Raw genomic sequence first — 24,054 nt, forward strand, 5'->3', positions numbered from 1 at the left:
CATCCAAGAAAATAGTTTAAAGAGTGATCTTTCTATATAACCGCAATGCCTCTTCCTGAATCTTTTGCTGCTGGAGCCTTTGCGGCAGGAATCGCAACGAATCTTGCAAGCGATATCCTTACCCATCATGCTGCCTCGCTCGACAATTCGGTCATTGGCAAAGCCTTGAAATGGGCAGGTTTTGCTCAACCTAATTTTCAAGAAAGGCTACGGGATGCCCTGGAAAAAGCTTTGAAACTTTATTTTAGTGAGTATTCACAGAGACAGGCCTTGGGGGTCGATGAGTTTTTTCAAAATTCTGTAGTGGTCGAACAGATTGGGGGGGCAATCTTGAATCGGGCTCCTTTAGATAGGGCAGCACTGCAAGATGCCTGGAAAGCATATCTGAGCGCGAACCCAGTTTTGTCACTTTTGAATCAGCAGCAGAACTTTACCGCTGTAGAAATTATTGACGATTTTTTGGGTTGTTATCGGCGAGTTTTGAGAGAGCAGCAGAGCATACCAGAACTAGCCATTACTTATGACCTTCTGGAGCAAAGAGAAGAGTTCATAAGAGAACTGGAGGCTAGTGAGGAGAGACTAAAAAATTATGTTTCTGAGCTTCTGAAGTACAGATCTTTAATTCAGGAAAAAGACACTTCATTTTATGGTCGAGAAATTGAAGAGAAAATCAAGGAGATTATTAATGAATATGCTCATCAACCGTTTGCAGGGCGTTCTAATGAACAACTAGATATTGATCGATTTCTCGAAATAAATAATAAAGGAGTTTTATTGGTAACTGCACCAGCAGGATTCGGGAAATCTGCACTCTTAATAAATTGGCAGCAAAGATATCGAGAAGATTCCTACATTGTCTTTCACTGCTTCCGGTCTAATTCCGATATCGTAAGTTCGCTTCAAAATGGTTACCGACATCTTTTAAGGCAACTCCTCCATTACCACAAGCAGAGATATCGAGAGTTTCCCAAGGATGAAAGTGAGATGCGAGATCTACTTTGCGATCTTATTCAATCCGGCGCTTCTACAGGAGACCGTTTAATTATTATGATTGACGGTTTAGATGAAGCCGATAAAGTTCTGGAACCCTTTTGGGGATCATCACTACCTGACGGAGTCTACATCATTGCATCAGCTAGAGCCGATAAAAAAGATGAACCAGACTATTTAAAGAATTGGATTATAAATGCAAAAAGAATGGCGCTGGAACGTTTGCCAATCGAGGCAATTGCAGACTGGTTAAAAAGAGTTAATGAATTAGCTCCTTATGCAACAGACAACTCTTTTATCGAGACATTAGACAGAATTACTGTGGGCTTCCCTTTATATTTGAAATACCTGATAGATGATTTAAGGTTAGCGGTCATACAGAAACAAGACATCAAGCCTTTAGTGGCAAAAACTCATAAAGGATTCTCAGTTTATGTAAAAGATCAATTTAAACTTTTAGCTAAGCTTGACGAAGTTCAACAACGAGCGGAAACCCAAGAATTATTTGTATTATTGACAGTAGCCCGAGGTCCACTCTCTGAGGATGATATTCAAGTAATCACAAGTTTGACTTCTTGGAATTTGGAAGCGCTTCCTTGGCAAATCACTCGTTGGTTCAGCATCCGTTCTGGCTTTTATAGTTTTGCCCATCCACTTTTAGCTCAAGAATTTGCGAGTGTTTTAGGCCAACAAGGCCGGAAATCGGAGCAGAGACTACTTGAATACTGTGCCAATTGGTTAAATCATTACAGCAATTATGCTTTACGACACTATACAGATCACCTGAAAGCGATGGAGCGGTGGAATGATCTATACGACCTGGCCCGCGACGAGGCTTTTGCAAGTGCTCAACAGGAATATCTTGCAGGTGAGCCTGAAGCTCCATTAAAGGTAGTCAAGACTGCTCTACAAAGAAAAGCTGAGACGGATGATGCAGCAGGGATGGCAGAGTTCGTTCTTTTACATGCACAGCGTTGCTCAGACACAATCTTTCAAAAGTCTCCTCTGGATTTATTGCACAAGGATAATTTGGAAGGTGCGTTAAAGGTAGCAGATTTGAATGAAATCAGAGATTGTATTTTATGGTATCTGCTACTTATCTGGGAGCTGTTAAGTCTAAATAGAATAAAAGAAGCAAATAGCGTTGCAAAACGTTTACTGACTAAAAGCCTACCTCGTTTTTCGAGGGACCATTGGCACGAAAGGCAAAATTCTGCTTGGAAAAGTGAATATCTAATCTTTTTGCTCCAACGAATATCTCAGCTTCAAGGAAATTTATTTATTGAGCTTTGCCAGCAACTCTTAGATAGTCAACTATATGGCCATCTGTGCAGTCGACTCATCGAGAATAACAAACAGCCATTCGTTCTAAATCTAGTAGGCAAAATATCTGCTTTTCAAGATAGAGATAAATATACCTTATGGAATTTAGTAGATAGCTATGCAGAAGCAAAAGACTTTGTCAAAGCTAGAGAATGCATAGAAAAGATGAGGGATGAATCTACAGTCTCCTTTGCCTGGAGAAATTTATCTATTTCATATGCTCAAAATGGGATGGTCTCTGAAGCTATTGAGAGCTGTCAAAAAATCAATAAATATGATTCCTACTTTAGAGATGCAGTTTTAGCCGAAGTGGCGTTGGCATATGCAAGACTTGACGATATTGATTCTGCTTTGAAAACTACTCAAGAGCTTGGTGATAGACGTGCATATACACTGATTGAAATTGCCAAGATCCAATCTAGAAATCATTTTTATAAATCTTCAAGACAAATATTCAAAGATGTATTAGACATAACCAAAAACTTCGATTTAGAAAAAAAGGATCTGATTTTTTCAGAGATTGCTTTAGCGGAATCTGAAATCAGTACCCTTCCAGAGGCATTAATTTGGGTCTCGAAAATTGTTTCGGCCCAAAAAAGAGTATTTACCTTATGCAAGCTGGTAAGAGTGCAACATGCAGCGGGAGATTGTGAATCCGTCAATCATTTGATTGAAATGGCAATTCATGAAGTCGCACTAATCAGTTCTCACTATGAGTTTGAGAAAGCCATCTGCACAATTGCAATTGCTCAAGTTGAATTTCAAGACTTTGAATCTGCAATGGAATCCATTAATCGAATAAACTCTAAAGACGGTCAATCTAAAATCTTGAGAGAAATCTGTCAAAGCCTTATAACATCGAAAGATTTATGTGAAGCTTTTAGAATTGCAAAGAGAATTGAAGCAAAAGATCAGAGGATACTCACATTACTTGATGTATTCGATGCATCAGAAAAGTATCAAATAATACTTGTGGAAGAGAAATCTCACTTGTCTGAGATTCTTTTTGATTCTCTACCCAAATCCCAGGAAATACAATTACAAAAGCTAACCTTAGCAAGAGTCCTAGCTCATGGACAAAAGCTACAGGAAGCACTTTATATTACTAATCAAATAGAAGATAAAAATCAAAGAGTATTTGCGCTTGTCGGGATTGCCAGAATCCGAAAAATATATGATAAACAAACTTATTTAAATATCTTTGACCAAGTTAGAGAGATTATTCAAGAGTCTACTGACACGAGAGAGCGTAGGTGGTTGTTGGTCAACGTGGTGCAAAACCTTTCCGAGATCGAAGAATTCTCTCTTGCACTTGAAATTGCCCATGGAAACGAAAATGAATTGGATTTACCATTTTTATTAAAGGAAATTGCACTGGCGCAAATCAATCAGTGCAGGATAGATTTTCTTTACGACGTGTTAACTGAAATCAAAGAGATTGAAAAAAGACTTCATGAGTTTTTAGGTCATTGGGAATCAACAGAATATTTTCAAGTATTGTCTTTACTAGAGGCCAAAAGAGGGAATTTTGAAGAGGCTTTAAAGGCAGCCAAGGAAGTAAATATCATCCCTGAGAAACATAGATTAGTAGGAAAAGTAGCTTTAGAACAAGCAAGGCTTGGGGCGCTATGGAAAGCATTTGATATTTTAGAAAAACATTACGATGAATGGTTCAACCAAAGCTGGCTCTGGGTTAAAGCTGAATCCCTAGCAGATATTGCTGCACTAAAAGCTGAGCATGGAGAGCAGAATCTTGCACTTCAGATATTTGAAGATGCTTTCGCATTAGCAAATTCTATAAATCAGGAATTTGACCGAACGATGGGAATTGTGGGAGTGGCCAGAGCACAAATTCGTGCAGGCTTTAGCCAACAAGCAGTTGAGACTTCGAAAGAAATTCGTGTCAATCAATCGGATTATTGGTCTCGGTTGGCTTTTGCTCTTGCTGAAGCGGGGGACAAAAACAACTTTAAACACATGCTATTTTCTTGTGCCAACGATTTAGAAAGCGCTTATGCAATTTGTATTCATTTATCTCAACTTTATCCAGAGCAGGCTGAAGAAATCGCCAGAGTAGTAGCATAGTCCTTAAATGAGTTGACTGTCCTTTTATTCTTCAGCCGCCAAAATTTGTTCCACAGTCAACTCCAACTCGGGAAATGTCAGACACGGCACCGTCTCCCCCTCGACATATTCCGCCTTCCGATAAACCCTATCCTCCAGCGTCAGCACAATCACCTTCTTGCCCTTCCCCCGCTGACAATACTTCGCTGGAATCTGCCCTCGGTAGTCCACAATCCAGAACTCCGGCACCTGCAGCGCCTCATATTCCTCCTGCTTCTCCACCAGGTCCGTACTCCAGTTGCCAGAAGCAATTTCCACAATCATTCGAGGAACGCTGCGAATCCCTGGTTGCCGATCCTCCCGTCGGGTTGCAGGCCGATCAATCACCGCCACATCGGGGCGTCGGCCCCTCGTGTTGTCAATCATCAACGCATTCCGCTTTCGCACCGAGTACCGCAGCTTCATGCGCCGATACTGCAGTTCAAACATAAACGAGAGGAACTCTAAAATCTCTTCATGCCAATCATCCGGCTCCGGCATGAGCACCAGCCTCCCATCAACTAGCTCAAATTCATTGAGTTCATTGCCATCCTCAACGTCAATGAACGCATCAAACGTCAGGTCTCGCGAAACAGCCGGAATCATCATGGCACTTTCGATCAGTCCGTATCGGCGTCAGCTTATCAGCCAATCTGAACACCTTGGCCTACAAAGGGGCATCAATCTGTTGTCATTCTAATCCATCTTTTTTCGGCCCATAATGACCGCAGCTCAATAGGACTGTGGCTTTAGAGGCAATGATCTTAGGGTCAAGCCTGCGTCTTAGAATGAGAGGCAAGAAAATTCACTTTTCTCGGGCCGTCATGCAAGTGTTTCTCACGCCAGAGCTTGAACAACTCATCCACCATCAAATTGCCACTGGGAAATATCAATCTGCCTTAGAGGTCATCACCGCTGGCTTGCACCTGCTCGAACAACAAAACGACATCTACGAAGGGCGACTGATGGAACTTCAGCAAGATGCTCAAATCGGACAGGAGGCTGCTCAACGGGAAGAAGTTTTAGAAGGCTCCACCGCAATTAATCAAATTCGAGAAAACCTGCAACTACGCCACGCCATATCCGAATCTTGACGCCTTGCCCTGATTTCTCCTACCGCTTCAGTAGACATGGTAGACAGTGGTAGACGCTTGGTAGACAGCCAAGCTACTGCCCAACCCCCTTTATCCATAAGCTTTTAAAGCATTTCGGTAGACAAGTAGACACTTTCTAGAGGCTCCCCACAGACAAAACCTGTCTACTTGTCTACCGTTTCGCTATAACCCTTATCCATCAGTGATTTCAGCGGTAGACAGGGTGTCTACTGTGACCTCAGATCTGTCTACCGCGTCTACCGTTGCTCGCCACTGCAACCGATTCCCCACCCCGCACGTCTCCCCATACCCCATTGCCTCCAGTTCTCGAAAGTGAGATCGAATCACCTCCGCACTCGCCTTCCGCAAGCTACGCTCATAGTTGCGCACATCCTTCGCCCGCAGCCACCCTCGCACCCGCGACAACTGAATCAGCTTCGTATAAACCGCCTCCAGCGCACCGTCTACCGAGTCGCCCTCCGCATACAGCAGCTTCACCTGCCCCATAAACCATCGCGCCAGCTTGATGGCTGCCCCCATCGTCTGGGCCGATATTCTCTCTGCCGGTAGACACCCGTCCACCGCCCCCTGCAAACAGTGCAAAATCAACGATAGCCGCCCCGTGTGGCCCTGCATCTTCGAGTAAACCGCCTGCAAACCTTGGTGCGTCTCCGTTACCCGCAGATGATCCAACTGGTCATACCACTCTGCAAACAGCGCTTTCGCCTCTGCTGTCAGCCGATAGCACTTGGGAGGAGAGTCCTCCAACTGTCGGTACAGACCATAAAGCCTTTCCGAAAGGTCATACCGCACTGTCCGTTGGGGAAACGGGGCAGGCTTCAGCGGCAGTAAACACCACAGAAACCGTGCCCACTGCCCATTAGTGTCAGAGAAATCGCCCATCATTTCCCGCAAGATGTCCGGCTGAATTGTGCCCGTAATGCTGAGACTGGTGCGAGGAATGCTAATGCGCATGCCACTGGCCCGGTCCACCTTCAATCCTGAGCCATCAAAGGCCGTTAGCAGCGACTCCTTGTCGTTGCCTCGACCATTGCGGTACTGGTTCTGCCCCTTGAACAGGCCCGCCAACTCATCCGGCGTTACCAAAATGCCCCGCTCCGGCTGTTGGGATTGAATGCGGGCGATCGCTTCCCGTGTGGCATCCGAGGTGTGATATTCCCTGGGCATCGGTTTCCGAGGCCGCATTCCCCTGTCCTCAGCCTTGGCCTGCTCCCAGTCCCGCAGGTTCACCTCATACTCCGCAGCCGCATACTCATAGTCCTGATCGGCTTCTGCCTGTCGTTTCATGAGCGGCCCCAAAATCTGGCGCTGAAGGGGGCTCTTCTTACTGCCGGAGGGTGCCACCAGCCCCGTAAACAGAATCGGCGGTACAGAAAACCCCATCCCCGCATCAATTTCCAACTCCGTCCCGACCCGCAGCAGAGAAGCGGCCACTGGCAGCAGTGTTACCAACATGGCTGCAGGCGTTGCCCCGATCCAAGCCGCTATATGCTCCAATGGTGCCGCCAAATCAGGGTGCAGATATTCTCCTAACTGCAGTTGGTAATCACCAATCTTCAGGAGTTGCCGGATTTGAGCCGTGCGATCGCCCCGCTCTTCTTGCTGCTCCAAATCCGCCTGCAACGGTTTGACCAAACTCCAAATGTCTTTAACCGTGAGCTGGGTTTCCCGATGCCACTGCAAAACTCGGGCTGACAGCTCCAACTCAGAGGGATCCGCTGCCAGGTAATGACGAATCTGGTCTTGCAGTCCAGCCACATCGAGTGTTTTGGGAACCGCTTGAACGGTTGCCAGTTCCCGCTTTGCCCCAACCGCCGCTCGAATCTGCTCAGCCGTTGCGCCCTCGGCAATCCAGTCCGCAACATCAAGCCCGCCATGCTTAGGCAGGGTTTGCCAACACAGACTCACCGGATAGGGATAGCACCACTGAGCGTCCGGAAAATCCTGGGCAATCTCTTCCATGTGAGCCATGCCGACTTGGTCGCGATCGGGGCACAGCACCAGGCGAGCCCCCTCCAAGTCCTGCGCATAGTTGCCATAACTGTGATACTTCTTGGAGCCACCCAGCGTAGTCGTTGCCGGAATGCCAATGTTCCACAACGCATCCGCGCAGCCTTCCCCCTCCACCATCCAAATGGATTGGCCCGCGGAGATCGCTCGCCTCACTTCCGCATAGCGATAAATCGGCACCTGCTTCCTAGCCGCTGGCGTCAGCCCCTTCACCCACCGTTGCCCATCCCAGTGGTACTGAACAAAGAACTTGGTACCACTCCCGCGATCCACCCGCGTCACCTTCACCAGGGGCTGTCCCTGCCGAGTCGGATAAAAGAAGTCCTGCCGCCGCTGGGGACGAGCAGGCTTCTCTGCCCGGGCCGATGTCGAGAAATACTGTCCCCATAGACCATCAGCGGTTGCCCCGCGATAGACGTAGCCCTCAATACTGGCATCCTGATCGATATAAGTGTGACAGAAGACCACCTCATCATTCCAGCGGCAGTCTGGGTCCTTAGTGCGATCGCAAATTGGGCAGGGGCGCGATCGCCCCGAGTAAACGTACTGTGTCATTATCAGCTCCTGATTCCAGAAGCTGGGCCATCAATCTCAAGCTGCTAATTCTTGGTAAAGCAATGACCAAAGCTGCCTTTTTGTCATGGACATTTCCAGCAACTTTGCTATAGTTGGAAGCACAAGTTTTACTAGCAGGGCGATCTCTGAAGCGGTTCTGACAAACCCCTTAAAATTCTTGATTGACCCAGCTCAAATGACAAAAAGTAAAAGCGATGCACCCTGACAATCCAATGCTTAGGGTGTATTTTTTTACCCTTCTGGTTTAGCTATCTTTTTTAGAAGAGTATTCAACTTATTGATGAATTCTCAAGAAGTTTTTTGTCCGTTTTACAACCTTAAGTTCGCTTTGAAGAGACTCGCTGAGATGATTTCTTTTGGTTGCTTAACAAACTGGACTGGTAGATGTGAATAGTCCTTTGGTGAGCAATGGGGTCATGGCGATTATGTAGCCAATCTTGAATCAGTTCTAGGTTGTAGCGGATGCAGCGGCTATTGACTCGAACCCAGTGAATGCCCTCGACCAGCAGTCCCTGCAAGCGATAACGTTTTAGAGTCGAGTCGCTGAGTTTGAGATATTGGATGGCTTCCTGTTTGCTGACAAATTGGGGCATGGCTGACCTTTCCTCGTTTGTACCGCTGGGGCCAAATCTCATGGGGAGACAGACCGAGTTTGCTGGCAATGACCTGCTCAATCCGGCGCGATCGCTGGCGGGTTAAGGCATGGGATACTGCCGAAGGACCAATATCGAGTTCTTTAGCGATGCTGGCCAGGGTCCATCCCTGCTTCCGCAAAGCGGCTTTAATGTCTTCTACATGCATAGGCTTTTCTAAGCTCCATCACGATATCGATGAGGCTAGCAATTTATAAATTGCATGTCAAGAACTATAATTTGCAGCTGTAGCCAACGAGTGAATGACAAATGACGAACCCAACCTCTGAGGAGAAATCGGCGGGTGTTGAGAGCGCTGAAACGTTTCCGATGCGCTTAAGGCAAGCTCTTGGAGATCAAAGTATTCGCGGTTTTGCCCGTGAATGCGGGTTCTCGGACACCGTGCTACGGCAGTATCTGAATGGACAGAGCGAGCCAACCCGCCCCGCTCTACTCGCTATAGCTCGCACAGCCAACGTCAACTTGGAGTGGCTAGCGGCTGGTCCAGCGACAACAAAAGCTTCGGCTACATCGCCAGCCGAAAAGTATACCTACAAGGATCCACTAGCCTTTCAGACTGATTGGCTTCAAAAGGAGTTCCCTGATTCGTTTGACAACCTGCTCCTCACTCAGATGCCAGACGAAAGTATGGAGCCGACTTTGCATAGGGGAGATTTGGTTCTAGTCGATACGAGCGATCGCGACCTTGACACCATCAGTCATGGTATTTATTTGCTGAAGTTGGGCGATCGCATTTTGGTGAAACGCCTGCAATATGTCGTAGGCAAGGTCCTGAGAGTTTTAAGTGATCATTCTGCCTATGAAACTTTTTCGATTGGATTGCCTGATGAATCCAATCATTTAAGCCTGATGGGAAAGATTGTTTGGAGTGGTCAGAAACTCTGAATCCAACATTTCTGACAGAAGCAGCACCACAGAAATCACCCGAGGAGTTTGGCTTTGCATCAGTAGCTAACACTTCCAGTCCCAAATTTGTTGAAATGCTCGCTTAGCATCTGCCTCCGTCACTAGCGGCAAGCGGTTCTGGATATAGGCTTCCGAAATCCCAGTTTGGTCCGCAAACTTATCCTCGATGCCGTCCAACAACTGAGGATGGGTATACGTCACTTGCCAATCGCGGTCCCAAAAGATGCGGTCGGCCAACTCATCAATACATTCTGCCCATTCCAGCGAATCTTCAGATTCCACTTCAATGGGCAGAATGTCATCCTCATCGTCAAACTCGGCTTCTAAAACCTTGAGCATTCCCAAGGCATTCAGGGTTTCCCAGATCAGTCTTCGCCAGTAAAACGGATCGCCATCCTCCTCAATACAGTCAGCGAAGGCAATTTCATCCTCTACCCGTTGGGTCAACCAAACGAAAGGGAAATAGGCTGCCGCTTCGAGCACATTGGTAAGGGGTGGCACCGGCACCTCGGGCTTGAGTAACGCCTCCAGGCACCGATGCCACAACACCACCCGTTGCTCAAAACTGGCGCTGTCGAAGATGCGGTCTCCAGTGATAACCTCTACATCGTCGAATTCAACCGCTTCCTGGCTGAACTCAACCGCCGCTTGGAGAATGTGCAGGTAAAACTTAGCCTCTGTCCCCTCCAGCACGCGCTTGCCCAAATGGGTGTTCCAGGTCATGACGGATAGCGCTCCTCGACAACTACCAACCCCTAAAAGAACGTTGGCACCTCAATCTGACTAATGAGGCCAGCATAGTGCTCTAACAGAATTCTAGGATCATGGCCGGTCAGCTTTGCCACTTCAATTACCGACATCCCCTTTGCCAGCATGTGGCTAATAAACGTGTGCCGGGTGTTGTATTGGGTGCGATACAATCCGTTTTCTTGAGTCATGCCGCACTTCTTCAAAATGCTCTGCCAGGCCCGATTTAAGAAGTTCGTCGCATCAATTGGTTTGCCCTTGGGGCTGGGAAAGACCAAGGTATCGGGCTTGTAGTCTTCAGGGCGAATGGCTAATAACAGGTTCTGTAGGTCACCATTGCACGGGAAGAACCGAGCCCGATTCGTTTTGGTGGCCTTTCGCAAACGAGCCGTGCCAGTGCCCTTGCGCACCAGGGTTTCATTAAACGTAATCCCGGTACAGTCGCGGCGGATATGCTTCCACTGGAGGCCGATGGCCTCACTGGTTCTACAGCCTGTCATAAACAAGAACCGCACATAGTCGGTGTAGTGGGCGTAGTAGCGATCGCCGCGAAAGGTATCGATAATCTGCTTAATTTCTGCTTCGTTGAAGGGAGGAACTTTGAGCGGTGGCACTGGGTGACACATCTCTGTCAGCCCGGTAAACGGGTTTTCCCAGCCTGCTTCCACCCGATTATGCTGCTGCACCCAGTTACCAAAATCATTCAGAATGATCACCTGTTTCTTAATGGTGGCGGGTGAGGCACTTTGGAGCATAAACGTGACGAATTCTTGGGCTTCACGGCGTCCAATGATCTCGCGCCCGAAATTACGCACCTTTTTGGGGATCGGGTTGTACATACCCACGATGGTGAAGGGATTGTCTAGCCGCTGCCCCTTATCTTCCACAAACTCATCCCAGTGCTGCTTAAAAACATCGGTATAAGTCTGAGTTTTCTCAGGCTCAGCTGCAACCATCGGTAGTAGATCCTCAGGCTTATATTTCTGCAAAGTAGGATCAAAGTTACCACTGAGCATATCCAGTTCAATCTGTTGGGCTTTCTGCGCCGCGACTTTACGATTAATGATGCTGTCCGGCAGCCCGATTGACAAACAATAACGCTTGCTCCGATAGCTCCATCTCAAGCGTAAGCGTTCGGCGTAAGCTTCAACCTTGACTTGTCCTTTGGCCATAGTTCGGAAGGGGGGTAAAGTACATCGCCTGCACCCTCACTGTCAGTCACGGTTACCTCTGACCCATTCCATCCGCTTTTCGTGCCCGGTGTTTTATACCAATTTCGTACCAGTTTTTACACCCAAACTGGCCCAAAGTGACCTAACCTCTCCACCATTCTCCGGGAAATCAATCAACACCATGATGGCTGAAACTGTTTCCTGAAGAGTGTTTGAGGCTAAAAAGTTTGAAAGCGGGTGAACGGACTCGAACCGTCGACATTCAGCTTGGGAAGCTGACGTTCTACCACTGAACTACACCCGCGGGTTGGGGTTGAACGCCTATTATAAGACGATTTGCCGACAAATATCGCGGTCGCCAGGGGGCTTTTGACAGGTGAGGTAGATGACACGGGCGTGACCAGGCAATGCTCTAGGATAACAGAGCTGTGATCCACTGGCTAACCATGAGGCATCCGTGGCGGTTTCTCCTGGGTCTGATACTGGGGGTTGTGATTAGTGTCGTAGGGGCCTGTGAGCGCACCGTAGTGACGTCTCCCCCATCAGCCCCTGAGACGGCAGTACTCTCTGAGGCAACGGATACGTCTGCCTCTAAGCCGGCAGCCTTACCACCCGAGACCGCTGCCATCGTCGCCAGTGCTGGGCCGCAGGGGCTATACGATCCACCCCGAGGTGACGTGCGGCTAGTAGTCATCAGCGACCTGAACGGTATCTATGGTGCCACTGACTATGACCCCGAAGTCGACAAAGCCATGGCCCTGCTGCCCTTCTGGCAACCGGACATGGTAGTGTGTAGCGGCGACATGGTGGCCGGGCAAGATATCAGCCTGCCGGAAGACCGCCTACAGGCCATGTGGGCCGCCTTCGACCAGCACATTGCCGCGCCCCTGCGTCGGGCCAATCTCCCCTACGGCTTCACCATCGGCAACCATGACGCCTCCAGTGCCCGAGGGGTGGGTAATACCTTTTTGTTTCAAAAAGAGCGAGACATCGCCGCCGCCTACTGGGACGATCCGGCCCACGACCCGGGGGTGAAGTTCATCGATCGGTTTGAATTTCCCTTCTACTACACCTTTATCTTCAACGACATTTTCTTTCTGGCCTGGGATGGGTCTTCCCACCATATTCCCGAGGCGAAACTGGCTTGGGTAGAGCAGGCCCTGGCCAGCGAGGCAGCCCAGCAGGCGAAACTGCGGATTTTGCTGGGACATTTGCCCCTCTATGCGGTGGCGGTGGGGCGCAATGAACCGGCTGAGGTGATGGACAATGCCGATGCCCTGCGGGCAATGCTGGAAAAGTACGACGTTCACACCTACATCAGCGGCCACCATCACGCCTATTACCCTGCCCACAAGCACGGCATGCAGCTATTGCACATGGGCATTCTCGGCTCTGGGCCCCGGCCTCTGATCGACGGCGATCTGCCTCCCTGGAAAGCCCTGACCGTGTTAGACATCCGCTTCGACTCACCGCAGGTGACCACCTATACCACCTACAACATGCAGACCCTGGAGTTGATTGAGATGGAGCAGTTGCCTCGGTTTTTAACTGGCCACAACGGTATGGTGTTGCGGCGGGATGTGGAGATGGATGACCTCAGTGCCTCGGAGCGCAACACCTGTGAAAAGCAACTGGAGGCTGCCCTGTGTAGGGCCTAAGCTTTAGCCGGCCTTTACCCTACCTTAGGCGGTGGTTAACCCTAGCGGCCGATGATGGTACACCATTGGTTGATAGCGTAGCAATGCGAATAACTGTCGGATTTCCCCTGCGGCGCCGCCTGGGGGTGCTGATGCTCATGGTGTTGCTGTGGGTGGTGGCCTGCCAACCCCAGTCCCCCGAGGCACCACCTCCTGCCGCTGATGCTTCCTCATCGGAGCCGGTGTCGTTATTAGGCACTGGCGCTACCTTTCCCCTATTTCTCTACCAGCGCTGGTTCAGTGACTATAGCCAGCAGCACCCCGAGGTGCAGGTGAACTATCAGCCCACAGGCAGTGCGGTGGGCATTCAGCAGGTGATGGCAGGCACCACCGACTTTGGCGCCAGTGATGTCCCCATGACCGATGAGGAGATGGCCCAGGTGGAGCAGGGGGTGGTGTTGCTGCCGGTGACGGCGGGGAGTGTGGCCATTGTCTATAACCTGCCGGGGGTGGCGTCGGGCCTGAAACTGCCGCGGTCGGTCTATCCCCAGATTTTCTTGGGGGAGATTACCAATTGGGCTGGCCCCCAGATTGCCGCTGCCAATCCTGAGCTGACCCTGCCGGATTTAGAGATTACCGTGGTGCACCGCTCCGATGGCAGTGGCACCACCGCCACCCTAACGGAGCACCTCAGCGCCGTCGATGCCCAGTGGCGAGAGACGGTGGGAGCTGGCCTCAGTGTGAATTGGCCCACAGGCGTTGGCATTAAGTCTAATGCGGGGGTGAGTGCCCAGGTGCAGCAGGCCCAGGGCACCATCGGCTATGTGGAGTACAGCTATGCTAAGCAGCTGGCCATGCCGGTGGCCGCCTTGGAAAATCGAGCCGGTGACTATGTGGCCCCCAGTGCCGAGGCGGCGGCAGTGGTGATCAATAACACCACTTTGCCCGAGGATTTGCGTATTACTCTGCCCGATCCGGAGATGGCTGGGGCATACCCGATTGTGACCTACAGTTGGATTTTGGCGTTTCAGCGCTATGCCGATGCGGCTAAGGCAACGGCCCTGCGGCGGGTGCTGGCATGGAGCCTGACGGAGGGGCAAGCCGTGAGTGAAGACTTGGGCTATGTGCCGCTACCAGAGTCTGTGACGCAGCGGGTAATGGCGGCACTGGAGACGATCACGGCGGATTGATGCAGTGACTTTGACTCGTCTAGAGGTTCCGGCATTGAGAGGGCCATCGCATCGCCGGGCTCAACATTTCGGGAGTCGAGCCTTTGTGGTGCTGGCTCAGGCCAGTGCGATCGCAGTGGCGGGATTGCTGGTTGCGATCGCACTGACGTTGTTGATAGTCGCCTTACCGGCCATACAGACCTATGGCCTGAGTTTCCTCACGGGCCGGGTCTGGGATCCGGTGGCAGGGCAGCAGGTGTTTGGCGTCTTGCCCATGATCATAGGGACGGCTGCCAGCTCCGGCCTAGCCCTATTGCTGGCGGTGCCGGTGGGGGTGGGCAGCGCCATCTTTCTGAGTGAGGATTTCTTGCCCCTGCCCCTGCAGCGGCGGCTAGTCAGCCTGGTGGAATTGTTGGCGGCGATTCCCAGCGTCGTCTATGGGTTCTGGGGGTTGGTGGTGTTAATTCCAAGATTGCAGCCCCTGGGCTGGTGGCTGCACACCCACCTGGGTTGGATGCCCCTCTTCAGCACACCGCCGGTTGGCCCCGGCCTACTACCGGCGGCGATAGTGCTGGCGATCATGATTGTGCCGTTGATCACGGCCATTGCCTGGGATGCCCTGATGGCAGTGCCCCTGGAGCTGCGGTTAGCGGCGGCGGCGCTGGGGGCCAGTCGTTGGTCAGCTCTGTTGGGGGTGTTGATACCCGCTGCTGGTGCCGGCATTATGGGGGTATTTTTGCTGGCTCTGGGGCGGGCCCTGGGCGAGACCATGGCCGTGACTATGGTGATCGGCAACGCTAACCAGCTCAGTCCCTCCCTGCTGGCCCCGGCCAATACCCTGGCCTCCTTGTTGGTGAACCAATTTACCGAAGCCCGCGGTATGCAAATCTCGGCCCTGATGTATGCGGGTCTAGTGCTGCTGCTGATCAGCAGCCTGCTGGTGAATCTGCTGGCTGACTGGATCGTCAGGGGTGCCCACCACCGCTCCCGACGATGACAGGCCTTGTGCTCACGGCCTTAGCGGCAGCCTGCACGGTGCTCACACTGCTGCCCTTGCTGGCCATTGTGATCTATGGGGTCAGCCAGGGATGCCATCGGCTCGATGCCGCCCTGGTGACGCAATTGCCCCCTGCCGCAGGGCTAGAGGGGGGTGGCATTGGCAACGCCATTCTGGGGACGCTGATGGTGATTGGCATGGCCACACTGATCGCGGCTCCCGTGGGCATCTTGCGGGTCTACCTCTCGGAATTGGCCGGTGATACTCCCCTGACTCGGTGGATCCGTCGAGCCGCCAGGATCCTCAGCGGCGTGCCCTCCATCATTACTGGCATGGTCGCCTATGGTGTGTTGGTGGTGACTGGGGTGTTGGGATTCTCGGCCATGGCCGGGGTGGCCTTGGCCATTCTCATGCTGCCCACCCTGGTGCTGACCACCGATGCGGCCCTACAAGGGGTTCCCCAGGATCTACGCTGGGCCGCCGCCAGCCTGGGGGCCTCCGAGGCCCAAACGGTGCTGCAGATCGTGCTGCCCCAGGCTCTCCCCGGCATTGTCACGGGATTGCTGCTTGCGATCGCACGGGCCGCCGGAGAAACGGCCCCAGTCCTCTTCACCGCCCTGAATTCCTCCCTGTGGCCCCAGGGCTGGCTGGAACCCACCCCCACCCTGGCGGTCTTAATCTACGACTTTTCCACCTCGCCCTTTCCGGCCCAGCAAGAACTGGCCTGGGCCGCGGCCCTGATGCTAATCACCCTGGTGTTCATCACCAACCTGCTGCTGCGGTGGGGGTGCATCGGCGTGGATCCTGATATCGGTTTGGGGAATTAGTGGAGGGGGGATGGGGGAAGTAAGAAGGCAGAAGGCAGAAGGCAGAAAGGTCCATCGCATCCCTGCCGATGCGACGCGATCCATCACGACTCACCGATATGCCCTTCCGCAGGTCCAGGGCAGCGGTTCGACTCCGTTGCTCCTGTGGAGCCGCTTTGCGAACACCACAAGCGGTTTGCCCTGGTCGTAGGGGTCCGGGGGAAGCGCGGAAAAGGCAGAAGTTAGAGGGCGGAAGGCAGAAAAGTCCATCGCCTCCTTGCCGATGCAACGCGATCTGGAACGACCAACCGACAGGCCCTTCCGCAGGTCCAGGGCGGCGGTTTGCCCTGGTCGTAGGGGTCCGGGGGAAGCGAAATTCCCCCGGGTGAGCACCCCGAGCTACACGATTAAGTGCAGTCTTATCGTGAGCCATCGCCACCGAGCAACACGCCCTGCCAGCGTATCCAGAGTAGTAACCTACACAGGCTAAAGCCTGCACTACCCCCTCCCTGTTAGGGCAACCAGGGGAGCGGTCCCAAGCGATCCAGCCCCTGGCGCAGATAGCGATTGAGCCCACGGGCCAGTTGGATGTGGGGTTCATCGGGAATCACCGGCAGAATGTCGGCCGGTTGTCCCCGTTGATGGTGCTGAATCACCCGGTTGGCAGCCTCCAGGCCAGTGACATAGGCCTTTTCCTGGGACCAGGAGCCATGGCGGGTGACGATCCAATCGCCGCTCATGTAGACGTTGTCGAAGCTGGTGGTGCCGGGGAGGAGGTAGCGATAGCTGCCAGGGGCAAAGTGGGTTACCCCCTGGGCAATGCGGATGACGCTGTGATCGAGAATCTGGGCCTGGCCAAAGGCGGGAATGCAGCGGGCAAGGTCCCGTTTGACCAGGGGAATCAGCTCCTCGTCATCTAGAGGAAGTAGTTGGTTGGCATGGTAGAAATCGACCTCGACCACGGTGCCTGCAGCATCGCGGTACTGATCGTGGAGGGCGTTGAGGTCGAAGAAGGTCCAGCCGGTGGTGGGGTGGAAGCCGAAACAAGCGTTGGAGGGATGGGGAATGGGAATGATGCGATCGCACCACAGCCGCGTCGCCACCACATCGACGGCCCCCAAATTACTGACATCACGAAATTCCTGGCGACGGCGTAGGGCCGGACAATTGGCCACCAGCTTCTTCATGCCAGTGATGCCCACGGCAAAGATCACGGCATCGGCCTCAAACACCTGATCGCCACAGACCACCCCGGTGATGCGATTATCGTGACCCGCCACCAGGTCACTCACCCGATGATTCGCCAACAGGCGCCCCCCTGCCGCCTCGATGGCCTGCACCCAGGGCCGAAAGATGGTCTCCCCCACCGTGCCCCGACACCAACGCACATCGAAATCCGGCTGGTGGGCCAGGATGAAATAATAGAGCATCCCCAGGGCGGCCGCCGCCGAGCACTGCTCCCCCGGGGCAAACAAGCCCACCAGTAGCATCGGTTCGAAAGAGTCCTGGTAGAGGCGGGCCGACACTCCATACTGGCGAAATAATTCCCGGGCAGTGATGCGATCGTAGGTTCGCCAGGCCCGGTCGGAATTGTCGAAGTCAATCAGCGCCTGCAGTAGCGGCAGGGCCGAGAGCCGATCCCACAGCGGTAACCGCTTAAAGTCCGTGTAGGCAAAGGTGCCCAGGGGACTGGGCAGATAGGGCATGGCCTGAAATAGGGGCGATTCCACCTCCAAGCCCTGGGGGGAATACTGGCCCGAGCGGGTCCAGGGCGTAAACGGCTGCAGGCCCAGATGATCGGTGAGGGCAAAAATATTGCGATAGGGATACCAGAACCCATGGATGCCCGCCTCCACCGGCCGCCCCTGGGCGGTTGTCCACCCGGCTACCAGACCACCAGGAGCCGCCCCTGCCTCTAGCAGTGTGACGTCATAACCCTGCCGGGCCAGATGGTAGGTGGCCCCCAACCCAGCCCAACCGGCTCCCACCACCACGACCTTGGGCCTAGACGAGGAAGAATGAACCATGGCAATTTTCAGTGAATCGGGACATTGCTTAAGCTAACGAATTGAGATGGCAGCCAGCCCGCTGGAGGCGACCAGGTGGTCCCCATCCGTACTGCTGGACACCTGCTAGGAACAGTGCATTCATCCCCGCCTGAGCGGCAGCAGGCTGATGGTGCTGGCTGATGGTGCTGGCTGTCAAGGGGTGACAGCAGCGCCTCGATGCTAAGTGCATAGGGCAGAGATGCTCAGAGATAACACCTATTGCAATGGCTGTGGAGACAAACGGCAACGGCTGCTGCGACTAGCAGCCTAATGCCCCCAGTTGGATGTACGGCAGGGCAGTACCTTGACCAATTTAATGGCCGTTCACAATAATCTGTCTAGCGACTCAAGGGTGTTGAGGTGAGTGAGGATCTATCATGCCCGCTTCTTGCGGAAAGCTTTGCTATCGCCGTCTCATGGGCCCAGCAGTGGTGCTGGGCCTGGCTATTTTCCCAGGGCTGGCGGGGGTCCCAGCAGCCGCCCAGAGGCCTGAGGTAACCGAGGCCGAACGTCAATCCTTGGCAGAGACATCTGCAGCTGCTCAACTGCGGCGGCAGGGATTACAGGCCTTTTACCAGGGGCAGTTGCTGACGGCATTGGCCAGCCTAGAGCAGGCCTCGCAACAGTATCAAGCTGCCTCTGAGGCGGGGAAGCAGGCTGACGCTTGGGTTGCGATCGCACGCACCCAAGCCTGGTTAGAACGTCCCCAGCAGGCCCTCAGCCAGGCCCAGCAAGCGTTGGCCTACTACCGCGATGTTGGAGATCCCCTAGGGGAGGCCAAGACCCTGACAGTCTTGGGGTTGATCCATCGAACCGCAGGCGATGGCGAATCAGCGCAGCAGGCGCTAGAGGAGGCAATCGAATCATATCGATCCCTCGACACTCCCACTCAAGCAGGCATTGCCCAACTAGAACTCGCCGTCTTACAGATTCAGCAAGAGCAGTATCAAGCCGGATTAGACCGACTAAACCAAGGGTTAGCCCTGCTAGATGCTGCTGCTACTCCTGATGACCTAGCTCGCCTAGAAGCAGACTTTTACCGCGGCTATACCTACGCTTGGATGGGCCGTGTCCATATAGCTCAGGGGCAACTTGACACCGCAATTACTCACCTTGAGCAAGCCATTACCATCGGCCATGAGATTACTAATCCGGCCTTGCAGAGCACCGCCCTGATTCAGCTGGGCAATCTATTTCTGGACCAAGGTGAGCTTGACGCCACGGTCAGTCATTTACGCCAGGCCTTCGCCGTCACTAAGCGCCTGGAAAATTTACCGATCAAAGCCAAGCAGCAATTTCGAATCTTACAGGCCTATGCAAGCACCGCCCAAGAGTCCGCTGCCCAGGCACTAGCACAACTAGAAGATGGAGACGTGGCTGCCGCTCAGGCAGCGGCCAGGCAGGCCATTGACATAGCTCAACCGGCCATTGACCAGGCGCAGCCGGTCCTAAAGCTGGCTGACACCCTAGAATGGTCTGACGGCATGGTGCTGATTCACTCAGCCATAGCCCTGAACTACCAGGCCATGGGGCATGGATATCACATGCTGGGGCGAGGTTACTCTGCAGAGGGACAATTACACGCCGATGCAGAGGCGCAAGCCAATGCCCTGGCCGCCTATCAGGCAGGAGTATCCTCTGCCCAAGCCGCCGTTGCAGTAGCCTCAGATGTAGATTCACAGTTCCAAGACCTGGCTAGCGGCATCGCCAAGCAGAGCCGCCTCAATGTTGCTCAGGCCCATGGAACCCTGGCTCAAGCCTACGAAGCCCTAGAGCAATACGATCAGGCGATTCAGCACTGGCAGCAAAATTTAGCGATATCTCAACAAATTGACGATCCCGAGCGGCAGCAGCAGGTACTTTCAGGCCTCGCTAACGCCTACCACAGCTTGGGCGCACAGCATCAACAAGCTGGCCACTACGAGCAGGCGTTGGCAGCCTTTCAGCTGGGATTAGCGCATGCTCAGACCAGGGCAGAGGCGGCTCTCTCCTCAGGAGTAGACGCCGACTGGCAACAGCAGACACTATTCTCCCTGCTCTATTACGGCATCGCCAAGACCTACGCAGATCAATATCGCTACACCGAGGCGTTAGCGGTATACCAACAGCGATTATCTGTGATTCGGCAAACTGCCAGTCCTAGGCAGGAGTTTCTGGGGCTCATACCCATCGCCGAAGGTCATACCCGCCTCAGCCAGTACCATGAGGCCCTAGCGGTCGAGGAAGCCATGGTGGCCATCGCCAATCAACTCGACGATGCCAAGCTAAGGCTCATCGCCCTGACCAGTCTGGCCAGCACCCATGGCGATCTGGGCAACTATGCAGAGGCGTCGGCCATGTATGAACAGGCGTTACCCCTGGCCCGCAGCCAGGGTAGTCTGTCCTGGGAGTCAATCCTCTTCAATAACCAGGGCAGCATTCACACTAAGTTGGGAGACTACGACAGCGCCCTAGCGGCCCATAACCAAGCCCTTGATTTGACCCGCGAGCTGCGGCGCCGCTTAGACACCCTCGAAACGGCAGAGCAGATCGATCGACTGTGTTCCTATGTTCCTCTCAATGAGGCGGACGATGACGATGACTCCCTATCCCCAGATTTAGTTGCTCAGCAGCAACGGTTAGACACCACGCTACTAGAAGCAAAGCGTCAGGGTTGTATTGAGCTTACCTGGCATCTAGAGAGCACAACTCTTAACAATATAGCGTTGGTCTATGACAGCCAAGGGCGCTATCAAGACGCCCTAACGCTTTATCAAAAATCTCTAGCTATTATCCGAAATCGCTTAAATGATAAAGACGGAGAAGCCATAGCTTTGGATAATATCGCTACGGTATATACCAATCGCGGTAATTACCCCCAGGCTCTGGAGTTTCACCAGCAAGCCCTGACTATTCGCCAGGATATTGGTGACCGGGAAGACATTGCCCGTAGCCTCAATAACATTGGCCAGATTTACTCTGAGCGAGGGCAATACCTAACGGCGTTAGACACCTTCAACCAAGCCCTGGATCTAGTCGAGGAGCTGCAGCTACGACCCCTGAAAAGCTCGGTACTCAACAATCTAGCCGGGGTTTACTCCAGCCAAGGAAACTACGACCGAGCCGAGGAGCTGTACCGAGATGCCCTCAAGCTAGATGCAGCCATGGGGCTTAAACCTAAAGAAGCCAATAGATTGCATAACCTGGGTCATCTCAGTTTCCAACGAGGGCAGTATACCGAAGCTATTGACTACGCCAAACAATCTCTAGCCATTTTCCAAGAGATTGGTGAACGTTCCAATGAAGCTACTGGTTTGAATAATCTGGGCACCTACTACCGAGCCCAGGGCAACTATACCGAAACCCTTGAGGCGCAGCAGCAGGCCCTCGCCATCGCTCAGGAGATTGATAATCGTAAAAATACAGCCTATGCTCTAGTGCAACTGGGCAACACCTACAGCGCCTTAGGTCAGTATGACCAAGCCCTCGCCTATATCCAGCAAGCGCTAGAGTTGTTTCGGATTATGGGCGATCGCAAGGGGGAGTCAGGCGCTCTCAGCAGTCAAGGGAATATCTACCGGCAGCAGGATACTCCGGAGCAAGCCCTGCAAGCCTATGAACACGCTCTAGCCATCGATCGCGCCATTGGCGATGTGGCTGGCGAAAGCTATGACCTACAGCGCATTGGCTTCGTGCAAGAGCGCCTGGGCAATTACGCGGCGGCTGAGTCAAGCTTCAAGCAGGCCCTCGAGATTCAACAGCGCATCGGTGCCCAAGGCCGCATGGCCACCAGTTGGCTGGGGCTAGGGGTGATCGCTGCCGCCCAAAACCAGCCAGAGGCCCTAGACTGGCTGCAGCAGGCCCTGCTACGCTATCGCGACCTGGGCGCTCGCCCCAATCAGGCCCAAACGCTGGCTGAGATTGGGCAGATTCTAGCCCAGCAAGAGCAGCCTGAACTTGCCATTGTCTTTCTCAAAGAAGCTGTCGAGGTGCAGGAGTCCATTCGCGGTCAGTTGGGCGGCCTCGATCCAGAACTACAGCAGTCCTATACCCGCACCATCGCCGATGATTATCGCCTCCTAGCCGATCTGCTATTGCAACAGAACCGGATACCGGAAGCACAGCAAGTGCTGGATTTACTCAAGGTGCAAGAGTTGGATGAGTATTTCCACGACTTGCAGCGCAATGCTCAGACCGCAGCTGGCGTCAACTTTTGGCAGGTGGAAACAGACCTGTTGGCTCTCTACGACCAGGTCCTGGCCCAGACCGCCGAACTAGAGCGCCTCACGGCGATTCCTCCTGATGCTCGTACCTCGGCCCAACAGCAGCGACTGGAAGAATTACGGACATTACGTGACCAGGCCGAAGGTTGGTTCTATGCCTTCCTGGATGATCCTGAGGTGCAGGCCACTGTTAATCGCATTCGCAGCCGCACCCGCGGTCAAAACTTAGAGCCTGACAACCTACGAGACTTGGTCAACAATCTGCAGCGCCTGCCCCAAAAGACCGCAGTGCTCTATCCCCTGATTCTGGAGGAGCGCTTAGAGTTAGTGCTAGTGCTGCCCGAGGGACCACCGCTGCGCTATCCGGTAGCGGTGTCGTCAGCAGAACTAAATCGGGCCATCGTGGCCTTTGGCCAAGCCCTAAAGTCCCCCACCAGCGACATTGAGCCCCTGGCACAGCAACTCTACGGCTGGCTGATGGCTCCCCTAGCTGAGCAATTGCAACAGGCGGGCATCGAATCGATTATCTATGCCCCCGATGGCCCCTTACGCTACATCCCGCTAGCCGCTCTGCACGACGGCGAGCAATACGTGGCTCGGCGCTTTAGCATCAGCCACATTACGGCTGCCTCCCTGAGTGATCTGAATCTGCAGCCTCAACAGCAGCAGCGGCCCTTACTGGCAGCAGCCTGTGCCGAGTGTAGTTTTACGGTCGACGTGGGAGAGCAGACCTTTACCTTCAGCGATTTGCCTGCCACTGCCACTGAGGTGCAGTTGCTTGAGCAGCAGATGGAATCGGTAGAGGTGCTGCTCAATCAGGCCTTTACCCCTGCCATCATGGAGGAATCGACCCGTTATGGCATTGTCCATTTGGCCACCCATGCTGCCTTCGTCAACGGTGCCCCGACTAAATCCTTCATTCTCTTTGGGAATGGCGATATCGTTAATCTGCAAACCATAGACCGTCAATGGCAGCTAGAGAATACTGAACTAGTGGTGCTCAGTGCCTGTGAAACGGCTGTGGGCAGTACTGATCTAGGCAGTGGGATAGAAATTCTCGGCCTGGGCTATCGCCTAGAGCAGGCTGGAGCCCAAGCTACCCTGGCCTCTCTCTGGAAGGTTAGCGATGGGGGTACCCAGGTGTTGATGAACGCGTTCTATGCAGCCTTGCGGCAAGGCCTCACTAAAGCCGACGCCTTGCAACAGGCGCAGGTGGCCCTATTGACCAATGACTTAGACTCGCTGGGAATCGAGCGTGGCACCATTGAGATCATCGGCACCGCCACGGGCCGTCCTATCAAGCGATCGTCCCTTAGCCACCCCTACTATTGGGCACCGTTTATTCTCATCGGCAATGGCCTATAGTCTGGCATTGGATAGGCTCGCATCTGCGATAGCTTTAATGCTTATGTCACCCTACGATCGTCTCATTAGCCTTCTCTTGCTGAGCCTGATGACTGCGTGCGCCCCTCACGGACAGCCCTCTGGAGCTCCCACCGATACTCCTGGCTCCGTGTCTCCAAGGGCTGTGGTGCCGGGAGTCAATAGCTTCGATCTTGATGAGCTCAGCGGGCGTGGCTGTGGCATGATCCTACGTCGC

At 53.2% G+C, this 24,054-nt stretch carries 15 protein-coding genes and 1 tRNA gene; 8 read left to right on the plus strand and 8 right to left on the minus strand.

Translation table 11 applies throughout. The features are described 5' to 3' along the window. The first annotated feature begins 45 nt into the window (after positions 1-45). Entirely contained in the window at positions 46-4,398 is a 4,353-nt protein-coding gene (locus XM38_RS06430) for an ATP-binding protein (RefSeq protein WP_080807531.1), read from the plus strand. A 24-nt stretch (positions 4,399-4,422) separates the two neighbouring features. Here XM38_RS06430 and XM38_RS06435 read toward each other — a convergent pair whose 3' ends face one another. Next, positions 4,423-5,025, minus strand: a complete 603-nt coding sequence (locus XM38_RS06435; RefSeq protein ID WP_080807533.1) for a Uma2 family endonuclease — start codon at positions 5,023-5,025, stop codon at positions 4,423-4,425. A gap of 215 nt (positions 5,026-5,240) precedes the next feature. On the opposite strand from XM38_RS06435, the gene XM38_RS06440 reads away from it, so the two are divergent. Further along, positions 5,241-5,510 carry a ribbon-helix-helix domain-containing protein gene (locus XM38_RS06440; protein ID WP_080807600.1) on the plus strand — a complete coding sequence of 90 codons (270 nt, stop codon included), beginning with the start codon at positions 5,241-5,243 and terminating at the stop codon, positions 5,508-5,510. Positions 5,511-5,702: 192 nt separating this feature from the next. On the opposite strand, the gene XM38_RS06445 is transcribed toward XM38_RS06440, so the two are convergent. The 3 genes from XM38_RS06445 to XM38_RS28665 form a co-directional block, all read right to left on the minus strand. Next, positions 5,703-8,096 (minus strand): DUF3987 domain-containing protein, encoded by a 2,394-nt coding sequence (locus tag XM38_RS06445; protein WP_080807534.1) that lies wholly within the window; start codon positions 8,094-8,096, stop codon positions 5,703-5,705. Between the two features lie 338 nt (positions 8,097-8,434). Further along, complete coding sequence (locus XM38_RS06450) at positions 8,435-8,680, minus strand: hypothetical protein (protein ID WP_225889443.1); 246 nt, start codon at positions 8,678-8,680, stop codon at positions 8,435-8,437. Next, positions 8,589-8,918: a helix-turn-helix domain-containing protein gene (locus XM38_RS28665; protein WP_080807538.1), complete on the minus strand. Its 330-nt coding sequence runs from the start codon at positions 8,916-8,918 to the stop codon at positions 8,589-8,591. The genes XM38_RS06450 and XM38_RS28665 overlap by 92 nt, the downstream gene beginning before the upstream one ends. 101 nt (positions 8,919-9,019) lie before the next feature. Here XM38_RS28665 and XM38_RS06460 point away from each other — a divergent pair, with 101 nt between their 5' ends. Beyond that, positions 9,020-9,655 carry an XRE family transcriptional regulator gene (locus tag XM38_RS06460; RefSeq protein WP_080807541.1) on the plus strand — a complete coding sequence of 212 codons (636 nt, stop codon included), beginning with the start codon at positions 9,020-9,022 and terminating at the stop codon, positions 9,653-9,655. 66 nt (positions 9,656-9,721) lie between these two features. Here XM38_RS06460 and XM38_RS06465 read toward each other — a convergent pair whose 3' ends face one another. From XM38_RS06465 to XM38_RS06475, 3 genes are all read right to left on the minus strand, one after another. Continuing rightward, positions 9,722-10,399, minus strand: a complete 678-nt coding sequence (locus XM38_RS06465) for a hypothetical protein (RefSeq protein WP_080807544.1) — start codon at positions 10,397-10,399, stop codon at positions 9,722-9,724. Between the two features lie 32 nt (positions 10,400-10,431). Beyond that, positions 10,432-11,595 (minus strand): site-specific integrase, encoded by a 1,164-nt coding sequence (locus XM38_RS06470; protein WP_080807545.1) that lies wholly within the window; start codon positions 11,593-11,595, stop codon positions 10,432-10,434. A 232-nt stretch (positions 11,596-11,827) separates the two neighbouring features. Further along, positions 11,828-11,899 (minus strand) — tRNA-Gly (locus XM38_RS06475). Positions 11,900-12,041: 142 nt separating this feature from the next. On the opposite strand from XM38_RS06475, the gene XM38_RS06480 reads away from it, so the two are divergent. From XM38_RS06480 to pstA, 4 genes are all read left to right on the plus strand, one after another. Continuing rightward, positions 12,042-13,253, plus strand: coding sequence for a metallophosphoesterase family protein (locus tag XM38_RS06480; protein WP_080807551.1), 1,212 nt, complete (start codon positions 12,042-12,044; stop codon positions 13,251-13,253). Between the two features lie 83 nt (positions 13,254-13,336). Next, the gene (gene pstS, locus XM38_RS06485) at positions 13,337-14,422 is read left to right on the plus strand and encodes a phosphate ABC transporter substrate-binding protein PstS (protein ID WP_080807555.1); all 1,086 of its coding nucleotides are present in this window, start codon (positions 13,337-13,339) and stop codon (positions 14,420-14,422) included. A 34-nt stretch (positions 14,423-14,456) separates the two neighbouring features. Next, a complete protein-coding gene (gene pstC / locus XM38_RS06490) occupies positions 14,457-15,398 on the plus strand; it encodes a phosphate ABC transporter permease subunit PstC (RefSeq protein ID WP_202978994.1) in 942 nt (313 codons plus the stop codon). After that, a complete protein-coding gene (gene pstA, locus XM38_RS06495) occupies positions 15,395-16,225 on the plus strand; it encodes a phosphate ABC transporter permease PstA (RefSeq protein ID WP_088429345.1) in 831 nt (276 codons plus the stop codon). Before pstC ends, pstA begins: the two co-directional genes overlap by 4 nt. Before the next feature lie 491 nt (positions 16,226-16,716). Here pstA and XM38_RS06500 read toward each other — a convergent pair whose 3' ends face one another. Further along, a complete protein-coding gene (locus tag XM38_RS06500; protein ID WP_088429347.1) occupies positions 16,717-18,231 on the minus strand; it encodes a hydroxysqualene dehydroxylase in 1,515 nt (504 codons plus the stop codon). Positions 18,232-18,629: 398 nt separating this feature from the next. Here XM38_RS06500 and XM38_RS06505 point away from each other — a divergent pair, with 398 nt between their 5' ends. Continuing rightward, the gene (locus XM38_RS06505) at positions 18,630-23,819 is read left to right on the plus strand and encodes a tetratricopeptide repeat protein (protein WP_088429349.1); all 5,190 of its coding nucleotides are present in this window, start codon (positions 18,630-18,632) and stop codon (positions 23,817-23,819) included. The last annotated feature ends 235 nt before the right edge of the window (positions 23,820-24,054 follow it).

Origin of the sequence: Halomicronema hongdechloris C2206 (assembly GCF_002075285.3) — a bacterium.
GTDB classification, from domain to species: domain Bacteria; phylum Cyanobacteriota; class Cyanobacteriia; order Phormidesmidales; family Phormidesmidaceae; genus Halomicronema_B; species Halomicronema_B hongdechloris.

Excerpts from the sequence above, each read along its gene's own strand:
- XM38_RS06435 (WP_080807533.1), bottom strand. The coding sequence starts at position 5,025 with ATGATGATTCCGGCTGTTTCGCGAGACCTGACGTTTGATGCGTTCATT.
- XM38_RS06460 (WP_080807541.1), top strand. The coding sequence starts at position 9,020 with ATGACGAACCCAACCTCTGAGGAGAAATCGGCGGGTGTTGAGAGCGCT.
- XM38_RS06500 (WP_088429347.1), bottom strand. The coding sequence starts at position 18,231 with ATGGTTCATTCTTCCTCGTCTAGGCCCAAGGTCGTGGTGGTGGGAGCC.
- XM38_RS28665 (WP_080807538.1), bottom strand. The coding sequence starts at position 8,918 with ATGCATGTAGAAGACATTAAAGCCGCTTTGCGGAAGCAGGGATGGACC.
- XM38_RS06470 (WP_080807545.1), bottom strand. The coding sequence starts at position 11,595 with ATGGCCAAAGGACAAGTCAAGGTTGAAGCTTACGCCGAACGCTTACGC.
- XM38_RS06480 (WP_080807551.1), top strand. The coding sequence starts at position 12,042 with ATGAGGCATCCGTGGCGGTTTCTCCTGGGTCTGATACTGGGGGTTGTG.
- XM38_RS06465 (WP_080807544.1), bottom strand. The coding sequence starts at position 10,399 with ATGACCTGGAACACCCATTTGGGCAAGCGCGTGCTGGAGGGGACAGAG.
- XM38_RS06440 (WP_080807600.1), top strand. The coding sequence starts at position 5,241 with ATGCAAGTGTTTCTCACGCCAGAGCTTGAACAACTCATCCACCATCAA.
- pstA (WP_088429345.1), top strand. The coding sequence starts at position 15,395 with ATGACAGGCCTTGTGCTCACGGCCTTAGCGGCAGCCTGCACGGTGCTC.
- XM38_RS06505 (WP_088429349.1), top strand. The coding sequence starts at position 18,630 with ATGCCCGCTTCTTGCGGAAAGCTTTGCTATCGCCGTCTCATGGGCCCA.
- XM38_RS06445 (WP_080807534.1), bottom strand. The coding sequence starts at position 8,096 with ATGACACAGTACGTTTACTCGGGGCGATCGCGCCCCTGCCCAATTTGC.
- pstS (WP_080807555.1), top strand. The coding sequence starts at position 13,337 with ATGCGAATAACTGTCGGATTTCCCCTGCGGCGCCGCCTGGGGGTGCTG.
- XM38_RS06430 (WP_080807531.1), top strand. The coding sequence starts at position 46 with ATGCCTCTTCCTGAATCTTTTGCTGCTGGAGCCTTTGCGGCAGGAATC.